At 60.0% G+C, this 14049-nt stretch carries 13 protein-coding genes; 6 read left to right on the top strand and 7 right to left on the bottom strand.

Features of this window, described 5'->3' with window-relative positions; all coding sequences use genetic code 11:
* Positions 1-91: 91 nt before the first annotated feature.
* The 5 genes from ACLGGT_RS09605 (at position 92) to ACLGGT_RS09585 (ending at position 4418) form a co-directional block, all read left to right on the top strand.
* Positions 92-1132: a polyamine ABC transporter substrate-binding protein gene (locus ACLGGT_RS09605; protein WP_081506931.1), complete on the top strand. Its 1041-nt coding sequence runs from the start codon at positions 92-94 to the stop codon at positions 1130-1132.
* Positions 1133-1206: 74 nt separating this feature from the next.
* The gene (locus tag ACLGGT_RS09600) at positions 1207-2295 is read left to right on the top strand and encodes an ABC transporter ATP-binding protein (protein WP_437195866.1); all 1089 of its coding nucleotides are present in this window, start codon (positions 1207-1209) and stop codon (positions 2293-2295) included.
* The gene (locus ACLGGT_RS09595) at positions 2292-3182 is read left to right on the top strand and encodes an ABC transporter permease (RefSeq protein WP_437195864.1); all 891 of its coding nucleotides are present in this window, start codon (positions 2292-2294) and stop codon (positions 3180-3182) included. The genes ACLGGT_RS09600 and ACLGGT_RS09595 overlap by 4 nt, the downstream gene beginning before the upstream one ends.
* The gene (locus ACLGGT_RS09590; RefSeq protein ID WP_008281552.1) at positions 3182-4003 is read left to right on the top strand and encodes an ABC transporter permease; all 822 of its coding nucleotides are present in this window, start codon (positions 3182-3184) and stop codon (positions 4001-4003) included. Before ACLGGT_RS09595 ends, ACLGGT_RS09590 begins: the two co-directional genes overlap by 1 nt.
* 49 nt (positions 4004-4052) lie before the next feature.
* Entirely contained in the window at positions 4053-4418 is a 366-nt protein-coding gene (locus tag ACLGGT_RS09585) for a cupin domain-containing protein (protein WP_437195862.1), read from the top strand.
* 73 nt (positions 4419-4491) lie between these two features.
* Here ACLGGT_RS09585 and cynS read toward each other — a convergent pair whose 3' ends face one another.
* The 4 genes from cynS to ACLGGT_RS09565 are packed head-to-tail and all read right to left on the bottom strand — an operon-like array spanning position 4492 to position 8129.
* Entirely contained in the window at positions 4492-4974 is a 483-nt protein-coding gene (cynS, locus tag ACLGGT_RS09580) for a cyanase (RefSeq protein ID WP_437195860.1), read from the bottom strand.
* A gap of 27 nt (positions 4975-5001) precedes the next feature.
* Positions 5002-5904 (bottom strand): ABC transporter ATP-binding protein, encoded by a 903-nt coding sequence (locus tag ACLGGT_RS09575; RefSeq protein WP_151977000.1) that lies wholly within the window; start codon positions 5902-5904, stop codon positions 5002-5004.
* A gap of 11 nt (positions 5905-5915) precedes the next feature.
* Positions 5916-6749, bottom strand: a complete 834-nt coding sequence (gene ntrB / locus ACLGGT_RS09570) for a nitrate ABC transporter permease (protein ID WP_151976998.1) — start codon at positions 6747-6749, stop codon at positions 5916-5918.
* 3 nt (positions 6750-6752) lie between these two features.
* Positions 6753-8129, bottom strand: coding sequence for a CmpA/NrtA family ABC transporter substrate-binding protein (locus ACLGGT_RS09565; RefSeq protein ID WP_151976996.1), 1377 nt, complete (start codon positions 8127-8129; stop codon positions 6753-6755).
* Between the two features lie 142 nt (positions 8130-8271).
* Between ACLGGT_RS09565 and ACLGGT_RS09560 the strand changes: the two genes are divergently transcribed.
* Positions 8272-10191: a sigma-54 interaction domain-containing protein gene (locus ACLGGT_RS09560; protein WP_254700015.1), complete on the top strand. Its 1920-nt coding sequence runs from the start codon at positions 8272-8274 to the stop codon at positions 10189-10191.
* Positions 10192-10493: 302 nt separating this feature from the next.
* On the opposite strand, the gene ACLGGT_RS09555 is transcribed toward ACLGGT_RS09560, so the two are convergent.
* Genes ACLGGT_RS09555 through ACLGGT_RS09545 form a run of 3 tightly spaced genes read right to left on the bottom strand, consistent with a single transcriptional unit; the run spans position 10494 to position 14039 of the window.
* Complete coding sequence (locus ACLGGT_RS09555; RefSeq protein WP_437195858.1) at positions 10494-11564, bottom strand: DUF1513 domain-containing protein; 1071 nt, start codon at positions 11562-11564, stop codon at positions 10494-10496.
* A 4-nt stretch (positions 11565-11568) separates the two neighbouring features.
* Positions 11569-12567, bottom strand: a complete 999-nt coding sequence (locus ACLGGT_RS09550; protein WP_437195857.1) for an imelysin family protein — start codon at positions 12565-12567, stop codon at positions 11569-11571.
* Positions 12564-14039: a di-heme oxidoredictase family protein gene (locus ACLGGT_RS09545; protein WP_437195855.1), complete on the bottom strand. Its 1476-nt coding sequence runs from the start codon at positions 14037-14039 to the stop codon at positions 12564-12566. The genes ACLGGT_RS09550 and ACLGGT_RS09545 overlap by 4 nt, the downstream gene beginning before the upstream one ends.
* Between the last annotated feature and the right edge of the window lie 10 nt (positions 14040-14049).

The raw sequence follows: 14049 nt of genomic DNA, 5'->3' as shown, positions 1-14049 counted from the left end.
GAACTTTCGCTGAAACATGCCGAGCCAGCGAAACATGATAAAAATCGGCACGTACTGCCATTTCGCGGCATTCCAACAGGAGAAAAACAAGATGAGAAAGACATTTTCACTTACCGTCGCTGCCACGCTGCTTGCGAGCGGTGCTGTCGCTCAGGGCACGGAAATCACCATCGCTTCTTGGGGCGGGTCCTATCAGGACGCACAGAGCAAAGCCTTGTTCGAACCGGCCTCTGCGGCAACTGGGGTTACGGTCAAGCAGGAAACATATGGCGGGATGGCCGATGTCCGCCTGCAAGTTTCAACCGGGCAGGTGACGTTTGACATCGTGGCCAGTGGGTCCGGTTCTGCAGCGCGGGCCGGGGCAGAAGGGCTTTTGGAACCGCTGGATTACAACGTGATCGACGTGTCCAACTTTTATCCCAACCTCTATTCCGAGTATTGCGTCGGGGGCGATGTGTTCTCGACGGTCTATGCCTGGAACACCGACACCTATGGCGAGAACGGCCCGCAAAGCTGGGCCGATTTCTTTGACGCCGAGAAATTCCCCGGCTCGCGCGCCTATCGTGGGTCAGTTGCGGGCGCACTTGAACCGGCGCTGATGGCTGATGGCGTGCCGATGGATCAGGTTTATGAGGTGTTGAGTTCGGAAGAGGGGATCGAGCGCGCGCTCAACAAGATCCGCGAGCTGCGGCCCAATATCTCGGTTTTCTGGTCCTCTGGTGCGCAGCACGCCCAGTTGATGAAGGATGGCGAGGTCGACATGACCACCGGCTGGAATGGCCGCTTTGATACCGCTGCGGCGGATGGGGCCAAGGTGGATTACAGCTTCAATCAGGCGCTGCTGGATTACGACTGTTTCGCAATCCCCAAAGGTGCGCCGAACAAGGATGCAGCGATGCAGTTCCTCGCTGAAATCTCGAAACCCGAGTATCAGGACGATCTGCCGAAATACATCACCTACGGCCCGACCAACAAATCTGCCTATGACACAGGTGAGATCAGCGCAGAGGTTGCGGCCGGCCTGCCCTCCTCGCCCGAGAATGCGGCCATGCAATTGCCAATCTCTCTGGAATGGTATGCAAAATGGGAAACCGTCGCCGCCGAGATGTATCAGGAAATGCTGACTGAGTAACCAAAGCCCCAACACAAGACCTGACGGGCGCTACGGCGCCCGTCTGCGCCAATAGACCACTCGGAGGGCAGCAATTGACCAACACCGCCACAGAAGCGCTGCCGATATCGGTGCAGAACGTCACCAAGACCTACGGGGCGGTGCATGCCCTCGACGATGTGTCGCTCGAAGTCAAAAGCGGTGAGTTTCTGACACTTCTGGGGCCGTCTGGGTCTGGCAAGACCACGCTTTTGATGGTGCTTGCGGGATTTACCCGGCCCGATTGCGGCAGTCTCAAGTTTGGCGACCGCGAAGTTATCCGCACCCCGCCACATCTGCGCGAGGTCGGCATGACCTTTCAGAGCTATGCGCTTTTCCCGCATATGACCGTGGCGGGCAATGTGGGCTATCCCTTGCGTCTGCGCAAACGCCCCAAGGCAGAGATCGCGGAACGGGTCGAGCGGGCGCTGGAAACGGTGCAGCTTGGCGGCTATGGCAATCGTCGCGTCGACCAGCTCTCTGGTGGGCAAAAGCAACGAGTCGCGGTGGCGCGCGCCATTGTGTTTGAGCCTCGCATCCTCTTGATGGATGAACCGCTATCCGCGCTCGACAAGAAACTGCGCGACCAGATGCAGATCGAGTTGCGGCATCTGCATGAAAAACTGGGCATGACCACTGTCTATGTCACCCATGACCAGCGCGAGGCGCTGACCATGTCCGATCGGATCGCCGTGGTGAACCATGGGCGCATCATGCAGCTCTCAACCCCCCGCGATCTCTATGAACACCCCGCAAATCGGTTTGTGGCAGATTTCATCGGCGATTCCACGTTTCTGAGGGTGAACCGTTTGGGCGCTGACGTGACCTTTGGCGGGGTGCCGCTGATCCATGCAGGCCCCTTGCCCGACACGCCCGAACTTCAACTGATGATCCGCCCCGAACGCATCGTGCTCTCTTCGGGTGGACCGCGTGAGGGGGCCAATAATTTTGCCGCCACCGCGACCGATGTGGTCTATCAAGGCGACAGCTATTTACTGCACGCGCGGTTGGACACGGGCGAAATGGTGGCTTTGCGCGGAGCGGTGCGCGGCAGCAATGCAACGTCCCTGCCCCAGCTTGGTGACCGCGTGACCCTGACCTTGGCACCCGAAGACACAGTGTTGATCGACGGAAGCCAAACATGAGCATGCAGACAGCGCCCCTCAATGCCGCCGGGCTGCGCCGTGACGAGCGGTTAGAGCGGCTGACGCTTTTTGGTCTGAGTTCACCGGCAATCCTGCTTATTCTCGTGGTGCTGGTCATTCCCGTGGGCTGGTTGTTCTATGTCTCGTTCATCGGGGCAAACGGGCAATTCTCGCTTGAGAATTACGAGCGCATGATCAGCCGCCGCTCTTATCTGCGCATTTTCATCACCACCTTTCAGGTCAGCCTGTTGACCACCGGGCTGTGCATCCTGATCGGCTATCCCTTTGCCTATTTCATGTCGCAGCTGCCAAGCCGCCTTGCAAATCTGTGCCTGATCACCGTGCTCTTGCCGTTCTGGACCTCACTTTTGGTGCGGACCTATGCGTGGCTGGTGCTGTTGCAGAAACAGGGATTGATCAATAATTGGGCCATCTCGCTTGGCCTCTGGGATGAACCGCTCAAGATCGTTCACAACATGACCGGCACATTGATCGGCATGGTGCATATCATGCTGCCATTTCTCATCCTGCCAGTTTACGGCGCGATGAAGGCGATTGACCGCGATTGCCTCAAGGCGGCGGCTAACCTCGGGGCAAGCCCACGGGTGGCGTTTTGGACAGTCTTTTTTCCACTCACCGCGCCGGGGCTTTTTGCCGGGGCGCTGATGGTGTTCATCCTCTGCCTTGGCTTCTTTGTCACCCCGGCGGTGCTGGGCGGGGGCAAGGTGATTATGGTGTCGATGCAGATCGTCTCGAACATCGAGTTATTCGTGAATTGGGGTGCGGCCAGTGCCTTGGGCGTGGTGCTGCTGATCCTGACTGTGGCGATCCTCTGGGTCGCATCCCGGTTTCTGAACCTCGACCGGATGACCGGAGGCGGGCACTGATGCGCAACTGGCTCAATTCCCCGGCGACCGACACGCAAGTCACCCATGGCCAACGCCTGTGGCTTTATGTCTTTGCGGTGATCGTGATGATCCTGCTGGTCACGCCCACATTGATCGTGATCCCGATGTCCTTTTCGGACAGTCAATATCTTGAGTTTCCACCCGAGGTCTGGTCAACCCGCTGGTATGATAATTTCTTTGGCTCAAGCGAATGGATGCAGGCGGCGCGGACCTCTTTTCAGACGGCCTTTCTGACCATGATCGTGGCGACGCCGATTGGGGTTCTGGCGGCCTATGGGCTGCATAGCTCTCGGTTTGCCTTTGTCAGGGTTGCCTTTGTCCTGATGATCACACCGATGATGGTGCCGCTGGTGCTTGTGGCGATTGGGGCGTTCTACGCCTATGTGAAGCTCAATCTTCTTTACACCATAACCGGATTGGTTCTGGCCCATACCGTGCTGGCGCTGCCGCTGGTGGTGATCGTCACCGGCTCCGCCCTCAAAGGTTACGACATGAGCCAAGAACAGGCCGCCCGCAGCCTAGGTGCCCCGCGCTGGAAGGCATTTCTAACCGTGACCCTGCCGCAGATTCGGTTTGCGGTGGTCACGAGCGCGCTTTTGGCCTTTCTCACCTCGTTTGACGAGGTTGTGGTGGCAATGTTCATTTCTGGCGGCGACAACCCAACCTTGACACGCAACATGTTCAACGCGCTGCGCGATCAGATTGACCCGACCATTGCGGCCATTTCGACGATCATGATCCTTGTGACCACCGTGATGATGGTCCTGGTGCAAGTATTCGGCCAAGACAAGAAACACTGACACGCGCAGCGTCACATAGCGATACCGACAAGAACCTTTGGAGACCCAAATGATCGACCTCAAGACGTATCAAAGCCTCGCCACTCAGCCGATTGGCGCCTTTGCCCCGAAACCGACCAGCCTCACACCGGGACAAGAGGAAGCCTCGGCGCAACTCTGGACCTCTGCCGATGGGCATACGAAGATTGGCGTTTGGGAATGCAAGCCGGGGCATTTCACCGCCGACCGCACCGCGATGGGCGAATATTGCCATATCATCTCTGGCCGCGCCACGGTCACGAATGCCGATGGGCAGGGAACGCGCGATATCGGTCCGGGTGATCTTCTTGTCTTGCCGCAGGGATGGACCGGCGAATGGGTGATCCACGAGCATATGCGCAAGCTCTATATCCTCAGCACATCCCCCACGATCTGAAGCGTGGAGGCGTTGCTTGTCTGCACGTCTGGCCCGGCTTCAATCGCCGGGCCAGATAAAAGGATGACCCGTATTACCAGGAATTATACCCCAGAAACTTGCCCGACATCTCAACCTTGACACGGTCCCCCTTGGGGTTTGCGACACGGGTGATCTTCATGTCGAAATCAATCGCCGACATGATACCGTCGCCAAACTCTTCTTGGATCAACGCCTTCATCGTGGGGCCGTAAACGCCCACAATCTCGTAGAGGCGGTAGATACACGGGTCTGTTGGCACCGCTTGTTCCCAGATCTTGGTCGGATACTCCTCCAGCACCGAAACCGCCTCCTCCGGCAGATCCAGCAGCGCGACGAGCGCCTCAGCCTTGGCCTTGGGCATGGTGTTCATGCCCATGCAGGCCGAATGGGTCCAGACGGGCGACATGCCGATGCCCTCAGCAATCTCTTCCCATTTCTTCCCGGTCTTTTTCTTCGCGATCAGGATCAGGGTGGTTACATCCTCCTTGGTCATCAGCGCGGGCATAGTCACAGTGTCTTTCATAGTGTCCTCCATTCGTTTGATCTCAGGTGAAAATTGGTGTCACAGGTTCACGGCGCGTAGCCGCAGGGCCTCGCCGGTCTCGTCTTCGGGTGGTGCGTGGTCAATCCGCACAGTCTCGGGCGTCTGTGCCGCGCCGTCGGATACCTGCCCCGCCAATTCCTTGGACCGCTTGCCAAGGAACTGCACCAGATGGTTGCGGATCGGATAGTAGTTGGGATGTTCCACGATCTCGGTCCGGTTGCGTGGGCGCGGGATCGTGATCTCGACCGATTCCGCCACACGGGCAAAGGGACCGTTGGTCATGAGCAGGATACGATCTGCCAGAAGGATCGCTTCGTCGATGTCATGGGTGATCATAAACACGGTCTGCCCGGTGCCGCCCCAAATCTTGAGCAACTCGTCCTGAATGGTCCCTCGCGTCAGAGCATCGAGCGCGCCAAACGGCTCATCCAGCAACAAGAGCTTGGGATGATTGGCAAAGGCGCGGGCAATCGACACCCGCTGCCGCATGCCCCCCGACAATTGGCTGGGCTTGCGGTGGATCACGTCGCCCTCAAGCCCGACCATCGCCAGATACTCGCGGGAATGGTCCAGCACCTTGGCCTTGGACCAATCCGGATGCCGCGCGGCGACCCCAAAGCTCACGTTTTTGAGTGTGCTCAGCCAAGGCAGCAGGGAATAGTTCTGAAACACCACGCCCCGATCAAGGCTGGGGCCCGACACCTCGAACCCATCCATCTTGACCACACCGCTTGTCGGCTCTGCAAGGCCCGCAAGAATGTTCATGATGGTAGACTTGCCACAGCCCGAATGCCCAAGGATAACGACGAATTCGCCCTTCTCCACCCCGAATGTGGCGTTCTCGAACACGGTCATCGTGCCGCCTTGGCCATCCGGATAACACTGGGTCAGGTTCTCAATCGACAGAAACGGTTTGTTCATCTCACGGCTCCTTATTCCGCATAGGCCACGGCGCGCTGGAGCGTGGCAAAGGCCGCATCCAGCATCATGCCGACAATGCCGATCATCAGGATCGAAAAGATGACCGAGGTCAGATCAAGATTGTTCCACTCGTTCCAGACGTAATACCCAATACCCGTCCCCCCCACGAGCATCTCGGCGGCGACGATGACAAGCCACGCGATGCCGATAGAGATACGCATGCCGGTCACGATGGTCGGTGCCGCCGCAGGCAGGATCACCGTAAAGGCGGTCTTGAAATGCCCCAGTTCATGCGTCCGTGCGACATTCACCCAATCCTGTCGTACACCTGCCACGCCAAAGGCGGTGTTGATCAACATGGGCCAGATCGAGCAGATGAAGATCACGAAGATCGCGCTCGCCTCGCTGTCTTGGATGACGAACAAAGCCAGCGGCATCCACGCGAGCGGCGATATCGGGCGCAGCACCTGAATGAACGGGTTGAGCGCTTTGTAGGCGACCGGCGACATGCCGATCAGGAACCCCAGCGGTATCGCCACCACCGCCGCCATCAGATAGCCCGACAGCACCCGGTAGATCGAGTATCCGATCTGAATCCCGATCCCCTTGTCATTGGGTCCAGCATCGTAGAACGGATTGCTCAGTTCTTCCCATGCCTTGGCCATAACCTGTGACGGGGGCGGCACACCTGCCTTTTGCGCCCCCCCGCCGGTCAACCGCTCGTATTCCGTCAACTCGCCCACGGCTTTTTGCGCCGGAATGGACATCTCCCAGAGGAACAGCCCGACAAAGAGCATCACCACCGACAAAAGCAGGGCGCGTTGATTTAGCGACAGTGTCGACATCGCTTAACCCTTCCCGATGGCGAAACTTTTGACATAGGCCTCCGGCTCTGCCGGATCGAATGTCTTGCCCATGATGGTGTGCGATTTGTAGGTGATGTCGGGCGCGTCATAGCCCAGATCGTTCATCACCTTCTTGGCATCGGCAGCCAAATAGACCTGTTCGGCCACAGCCTTGTAGTCAATATCGTTCTCGATATAGCCCCACCGCTTCATCTGGGTCAGAATCCAAACGCCCATCGAATGCCAAGGGAAAGGATCAAAGTCGATCCGATCTGGCACTTGCTGCACCGCACCCAAGCCATCGGCAAAGGTGCCGGTCAAAACCTGCTGGATCACCTCGACGGGCTGGTTGAGATAATTCGTCGGCGCGATGGCCTCGGAAATTTCAATGCGGTTCTCTGGGTTGGACGCATATTGCGTGGCGTCAATGATCGACTTGAGCAACGCCCCATAGGTGTTGGGCAACTCCGTGGCGAAACTCAGCGGCGCGGCAAAGGCGCAGCAGGGGTGCCCCTCCCAGATCTCTTTGGTCAGCAGATGGATAAAGCCAATCCCTTCCCAAACCGCGCGCTGATTGAACGGATCGGGCGAAAGATAGCCATCAAGGTTCCCGGCGCGCAGGTTGGCGACCATTTCGGGCGGCGGCACCACGCGGATCTGAATATCCACATCGGGATCAAGCCCGTGTTCAGCCACGTAATAGCGCAAAAGGAAATTGTGCATCGAGTATTCGAACGGCACCCCAAAGGTGAATCCCTTCCATTGCTTGGGGTCGCGCTTGTCCAGATGCTCGTTCGACAGGACAATGGCCTGCCCGTTGATGTTTTCAACGGCGGGCATGATGTATGGCACAGCGGTCGAGCCTGCGCCAAGTGTCATGGCAAGAGGCATCGGCGTCAGCATATGGCTCGCGTCATATTCCCCCGACAGCGACTTATCGCGCGCCACAGCCCAACCGGCGGTTTTGATGACACTCGCGTTCAATCCGTAGCGCTCGTAAAAGCCCAAGGGCTGCGCCATGATGATCGGCGTGGCGCAGGTAATCGGCACGAACCCGATATTGAGGTCTGTCTTTTCCGGCGCGCCAAGATTGTCGAGGATTGCTGCCTTGGCTGCATCAAGCGGAAACACCGATGCAAGCGCCGCCGCAACCGTACCGCCGCCCATCATCCCCATGAACGACCGCCGCCCGATATCGCTGTGGCCGAACACCGACCGCACCACGGCGCTTTCGACCGCGCGCTCTAGCATCGCTTCAGAGGACATCGCCCGCGCGGTCACGTCATGCTGCGCGCCATTGCAGGTGTCGCACCCGCAGGACGCGCCGTGGCGCAGGTCATTCTTTTCTGAAAATGGGTCGCCAAGGCTCTTCATGGTCATTTCACGTCCTTTCGCTCAAATGCCGTTTGGCCCATGATCCAATGAAGCCGCTACGCGCGAAAGGGGTGTGCCTATTTTTTAAGCTCAGTATTTTATCATTTATTTACATAATACTAGCACAGTATCTCTCACGTATATCCTTATGAAATTTCGTAATTTACGAGATTTCGTATTGCCGCGCTGCGCTGCGGCGGTGTTTGGTGAAGTCATGTACGAGATACCCACAACCCCCGATTCCCTGCTTGACGCCCTAGCCGAGGCGGCGCTGGTGATCGACCTTGTTGCCGACCGGATCGTCGCGGCCAATCCCCGCGCCCGAGCGCTCCTCGATCTTGAGGATTCCACCGGCACACCCTTTTCACCGCTGGTCGGCGCGAGCTTGCCGGGTTTTATCGTGTTGGTGGATGAAATCGCACACCGGGGCGAGGCATGGAGCCGCGACATTACCCTTGCCAGCATCACAGGAAGGCCGTTGCGCGTTGAGCTACGCGGCAGGCTGGTTGCCAATGCCCCCTCGCTCCTTGCGCTGACCCTGCTCGATCTTGCAGAAATGGAACGCCACGACCGCATCGCGCAAGCGGCTGAGTTGCATCGTTCAGGTCTGCTTGAATGGCGGCGCGCGCAGGAGTTTTTTTCCGAGCTAGAGCGTCAGAACCAATTGATCCTGAATGCCGCGGGCGAAGGCATCTACGGCGTCAATGCGGATGGCAAGACCACCTTTCTTAACCGCGCCGCGCAGGAAATGCTGGGCTGGACCGCCGAGGACCTCTTGGGTCACGACATTCATTCCGTGATCCATCACCACCATCTGAACGGTGATATCTATCACGCACATGATTGCCCGATCTACCAATCCTTCCGCTTTGAAGAGGTCAATCGGATCGAAGACGAGGTGTTCTGGCGCAAGGATGGCAAACCGATCCGCGTCGAATATGTCTCGACCCCGATTTACGATCAGAATGTTCTGGCGGGGGCTGTGGTGATCTTTCGCGATATCACCGAGCGCAAGGAAAGCGAACGTAAATTGCGCGAGGCGATGGCAGAGGTGGCCGCGCTCCGCGACCGGCTGGAACAGGAAAACGCCTATCTCCAAGAGGCGATCACCACCGAGCGCGCGCATCACAATATCATCGGCGCGTCCTCTGCGGTGCGGCAGACCGTGCAACGGATTGACCTTGTGGCGCGCACCGATGCCACCGTGTTCATCAGTGGCGAGACTGGCACCGGCAAATCCCTTGTGGCGACCGCCATTCACAAGGCAAGCCCGCGCGCACGCCGCCCCCTCATCCATTTCAAATGCGGCTCCGTCGCCCCCGAAGAGGTCGAGGCCGAGTTATGGGGGCAGGTTCGCGGTGCCCCCAACGGGGCCACCCGCGACAAACCCGGCAAGCTGGAACTGGCACATAGCGGCACGCTGTTTCTCGACGATGTCGAGGAGTTGCCCTTTGAGATACAGGGCAAACTTTTGGCTGCCCTGCAAAACAGTGCTGTGACCCGTCTGGGCGACACCCGAGAAAAGCCGCTCGATATCCGTGTGATCGCCTCGACCACCCTGTCGGACAAACAGGCCCGCCGCTCTCACCGCATCCGCGAAGACCTGTATCTGTTTCTCAATGTCTTTCCCATCACCTGCCAGCCGCTCCGCGACCGACAGGAAGATATCCCGCTTCTCGCCGCCCATCTGCTCAAGATCGCCTGCCGCAGGCTGAACCGGCCCGAGCCCGTATTGACCGAAGGCGTGGTGCAACAGCTACAATCCTATGACTGGCCCGGCAATGTGCGCGAGCTTCATAACGTGATGGAACGGGCCGCGATTGTGTCTCAGGATCGCAAGCTGGTTGTCGAACTGGGGGGCGTAGGGCCGCTGGCAGAGACAGGCCGATCCTTTCGAACCGAAGCGCAGATGCAGGACCTTGTTCGGGTTAACCTGATTGCCGCCCTACGCGAAACACGCGGCCGTATAGCCGGCCCCTCTGGTGCGGCCGCTTTGCTTGGCGTCAAACCCACAACGCTCTATTCCCGCATCGGTAGCTTGAATATCGTCGAGGCGGATTGGACATGACCGTGCATCGCTTCTACGCCTGTCCAACGCCACTTGATTAGAACGCGAAAGTCAGTGCGCATTCGGGTTCAAGCCCAAGCATCTATAATATGTCGTAGGCGCAGGGCGCATAGATTGACCGCGTGAATCGACCGAGCCCGACAAGATCAGGCGATTGCGAAATGAAACGGATTGTAGCGCCGACATTAAAGGGCCTGCGACCCGCAGGGTGTTTTCCCGCATCGGTGCCCTTCAACCACCCAAAATACAGCACAATATGAGGGTGGCCGACTTGCTGAAGATGCGCTGCGGGGCAATCCAACCTACAAGGGGATAATATGGTTGTCCCAAGCACAATCATGCCGGGCCAGAGCGATCAAGCCGCTAGGGGCCACCGCCACGAGGCCACCCAACCCATCGCTGGCAAGATACCCCCCTGCCCGCGGTGCCAGTCCGCAGACATCCGCACGCCCGACGGCGCCAAGGAATACGCCGTCAATTCCGAAGCGATGCACGCGCCCACCGCGCGGCGAGGTTATCGCCACCTCTGACCCGTCGCCGCAGAAGGCGATGCTGCCGGCATAGCCCTGCATGGCGATTTCGTCGGCCAGCGGGGCCTCGGCCAGTATCGGGGCCTGTCCCCGGCGGTGCAGCGCCACAAGCGGCGGGGCCATGCCCGGTTGACCTTCCCATTGCATGGCAAAGGCGACCAGACCGTCGCCGCGCACCGCAAGATGGCGGATCGAGTTCTGCTGCAGATCGGGGCTTGGCTCGACCCTATCGACAAGCGTCCCGGACAGGGTCAGATACCCAAGGTTCGGGCGCATTGTGGGGATGTTTAGCTTGGTCCGATCACTCGGGTCGGTGGCAATGCCCCCGTTGGCCACCACCAGCGTTTGCCCGTCTGGCATCAGGCGCAGATCATGTGGACCAATCCCACCGCTGGGGAACTCTCCGATCCGGGCATAGCCAGCGGCCGCGTCCCAAATGCCAATAATGCCTTCGCTTGTGTCGCGGGCCTGTTCGCTGGTGAACAACAGGTCACCCCCGGCAGCGAAAACACCATGGCCGTTGAACTGACGGCGTTCGGGCGGGGTCAGGCTATGCAGGACCGCGCCAGTTGCGCAGTCGATGACAAGGGCGAACTGCCCCGGTCTGCGGGCAAAGGCCACGGCCTCGGCCCGGATTGGATGGGCTGCGCCGGCATGGCCGCGCGCGGGAAGGGGCACACGGAACTTGGCGATGCCGTCCGTTGAAAGGCCATAAAGCGTAAAGCTGCCATCCGCCTCGCGTGCTGCGGCCAGATAGGCAGGGCTCCCAACGGCGGCCCAACCAATGCGCGGCGCGGCACCTGCGGCGGCCAACCCAATCAGAAATCCTCGTCGTGTGGCCATTGTCCTAATCCCCGTCCTGCGCGTTGAACCCTGGCGCAATGCCAAGCTGGGCACCGATCTCTTCCTCTATCGCCGCCTGCAAGCCGCGCACCGCCTGTTGCAGCACCTCGGCGCGCAAGCGTGCCTGAGGGTCCGTCACATCCTGAAAGGCAGGGTCGGTGATCCGAGCGGCGGCAACCTGCAACCGGGCCAGCGCGGCTTGGGTTTCGGGCAAGGGCCAGTCGGCCAGTGCACTTGCCAGCCCATGTGCGGCCTCGGCTGCCAGAACCACGTTTCGCAAGGACCGCCCTGACCGGCGCGCCTCGGCACGAAGAGGTCGGGGCTGGTCAAAAGTGCCCATCGGCAGGCCCAGCCGGGTATCGGCCGTGAATTCGAGCGATGTCAGGATCTGCGTATAGATGGCCCGCAACGCCTCGTCCGGCGTCAGAAAGGCCGCGTTGCCATCGGCCCCGGCACTCTGCAACGTGTCAGCAAAGGGCCCGGACCAAGCAGCCTCTAGGGCATGAGCCTGAAGGGCGAGATCGGCGGCGATGGTGGCAGCCAGCGTACAGCCATAGCTTTGCGGTGCGTAGTCAGAGAACTCCGGGTCGAACATCAGCATGTCGAGCGCGAAGAACCCGCGCGCGGCAATCGACACCTCGGCATAGGCTTTGGGATCAAAGGCAACCGGGTCTTCTTCTGCGATCAACTGCGCCAGCGCGCGCGGCGTAGAACCGCGCCCATCGGGCCAGAAGGCAACCGAAAGTGCGCCGGTTTCTGACGGTCCAATCCGCAAGTCCGAGACCGCGATCCAAGCATCGAAGGCAGTGTGATAGGCCTCGGCCATCGCCTCAGGGCGGCAATCAGCACCCGCAGCTTCAGCGAGCGCGTCGGCGGATTCGGCGAAACGGGCAAAGGCCGGGAGGATATGCGCGTCGAGCGCGCTTTTGACATCGGCCAGCGACGGCGCGGCAAGGCCGAGCACAAGGCTAAGGCTCAAAACGGGGGTGGTGATCAGTCTCACAGGCTCTCCAGATATTTTATGAGGGCGGCACGGTCTTCGGGGGGCATGTCGACGACAGTGTCACGGGCGTGTTGCGCCTCGCCGCCGTGCCAGAGGACAGCCTCTAACAAAGAACGCGCGCGGCCATCATGCAGGAAATACGTGTGGCCCGAGACCAGTTTGGTCATCCCTATTCCCCAGAGTGGGGCGGTGCGCCACTCCTGTCCGTTGGCACGACCTTCTGGGCGGTTATCAGCAAGACCGGGCCCCATGTCGTGCAGCAAAAGGTCGGTATAGGGCCAGATCAACTGGAAACTTGCGGGGTTGTCGCCTTCAAGTCGATGGGTGACATAGTTCGGCCGATGGCAAGAGGCGCAGCCGGTGGTGTAGAACGCCTCGCGCCCGCGCAGCACCTCGGGGTCGCTGACATTGCGGCGGGCTGGCACCGCCAAAGTCTGACTGTAGAAAGTGACGATATCGAGACCAACTTGGTCGATCTCGAACCCAGATTGTTCGGCGTCGCCGCCATGCATCGCCGCACGGCAATCGGTCTGCGCGTCGGTGCAATCACCCCACCCCGCCGGATGGATCGGGTTGGAGATGCCGATATCGCCGGCAAAGGCGCTTGCCGTCTGCTCTAACAGCGTGGGATTGCCCGCCTTGTGCCCGAAGCGGCCGAGCATCGGCTGATCGTACACGTCCGACCACACGATCTGCGGCCGCCCTGATATGCCGTCACCATCAACGTCCTCGGGATCGGCGAGCGCCAGAATATCCGCTGACGGGATCGCCTCTAGTAGCCCCATGCCGATCATCTGCGGCGCGACGCGGGGGCTGAGCATAGCATTCGCGTGCAACGGGCCATAGCCGAGGTCGGCGGCGCGATAGGTGGGCGCGCGTAGATGCGCCACCTCGCCACCCGCGAGTGGCACCTCGATCTCTTCGTAGCTCACATCGAGACGGTATTCGGGCCTGTGCCCCGGCAGGCTGAAATCCTGCAACTGCGTGCCATAGGTGGGATCAGGCGCGGTCGGATGGATGCCGTCAATGTAAGCGGCGATCTCGGATGCCTCGGGCGCCGGGATCGAGATGCGCAGGAACATCGAAACGGCGCTGTCACCGGGGCCTTCGGGCGGATGCCCACGCCCATCCTTAAGGTGGCAGCGCTGGCATGAGCGCGCATTGTAGAGCGGGCCAAGACCATCCGAGGCCAGCGTCGAGGCCGGAGGCGACACCCAGACGCGGCGGAACATGCCGTTGCCGATACGAAATTCCAGCTCCTGCTCGAAAGTCAGGTTTGCGGCGGGCTGCGAGAAGGCATCGGCGGTATCGCGCGACCGCACGGTCTGCGCGCCCCCAACGTTCTGCTCGAAGGGCCATGCCTTTGAGAAATCCGTGGGCAGGGCTGTCGCGGCGTCGACCCGCGCACGCTCGGTTTCGGTGCGCGGCACCACATTCAGATGGATATCTTCAAGAGATTGGGCAGCGGTCATGCCCGCGCAG

It is taken from the genome of Roseovarius sp. MS2 (assembly GCF_051447875.1).
Lineage (GTDB): Bacteria > Pseudomonadota > Alphaproteobacteria > Rhodobacterales > Rhodobacteraceae > Roseovarius > Roseovarius mucosus_A.
The sequence above is the reverse complement of the archived record's forward strand: the minus strand, read 5'-3'. Positions and strand labels throughout refer to the sequence as shown.

What these genes read in the sequence shown, in the direction of transcription:
- ntrB (WP_151976998.1), bottom strand. Translation starts at nt 6,749, where the DNA reads ATGTCGACACTGTCGCTAAATCAACGCGCCCTGCTTTTGTCGGTGGTG.
- ACLGGT_RS09555 (WP_437195858.1), bottom strand. Translation starts at nt 11,564, where the DNA reads ATGGCCACACGACGAGGATTTCTGATTGGGTTGGCCGCCGCAGGTGCC.
- cynS (WP_437195860.1), bottom strand. Translation starts at nt 4,974, where the DNA reads ATGGAGGACACTATGAAAGACACTGTGACTATGCCCGCGCTGATGACC.
- ACLGGT_RS09605 (WP_081506931.1), top strand. Translation starts at nt 92, where the DNA reads ATGAGAAAGACATTTTCACTTACCGTCGCTGCCACGCTGCTTGCGAGC.
- ACLGGT_RS09545 (WP_437195855.1), bottom strand. Translation starts at nt 14,039, where the DNA reads ATGACCGCTGCCCAATCTCTTGAAGATATCCATCTGAATGTGGTGCCG.
- ACLGGT_RS09565 (WP_151976996.1), bottom strand. Translation starts at nt 8,129, where the DNA reads ATGACCATGAAGAGCCTTGGCGACCCATTTTCAGAAAAGAATGACCTG.
- ACLGGT_RS09590 (WP_008281552.1), top strand. Translation starts at nt 3,182, where the DNA reads ATGCGCAACTGGCTCAATTCCCCGGCGACCGACACGCAAGTCACCCAT.
- ACLGGT_RS09585 (WP_437195862.1), top strand. Translation starts at nt 4,053, where the DNA reads ATGATCGACCTCAAGACGTATCAAAGCCTCGCCACTCAGCCGATTGGC.
- ACLGGT_RS09595 (WP_437195864.1), top strand. Translation starts at nt 2,292, where the DNA reads ATGAGCATGCAGACAGCGCCCCTCAATGCCGCCGGGCTGCGCCGTGAC.
- ACLGGT_RS09575 (WP_151977000.1), bottom strand. Translation starts at nt 5,904, where the DNA reads ATGAACAAACCGTTTCTGTCGATTGAGAACCTGACCCAGTGTTATCCG.
- ACLGGT_RS09560 (WP_254700015.1), top strand. Translation starts at nt 8,272, where the DNA reads ATGAAATTTCGTAATTTACGAGATTTCGTATTGCCGCGCTGCGCTGCG.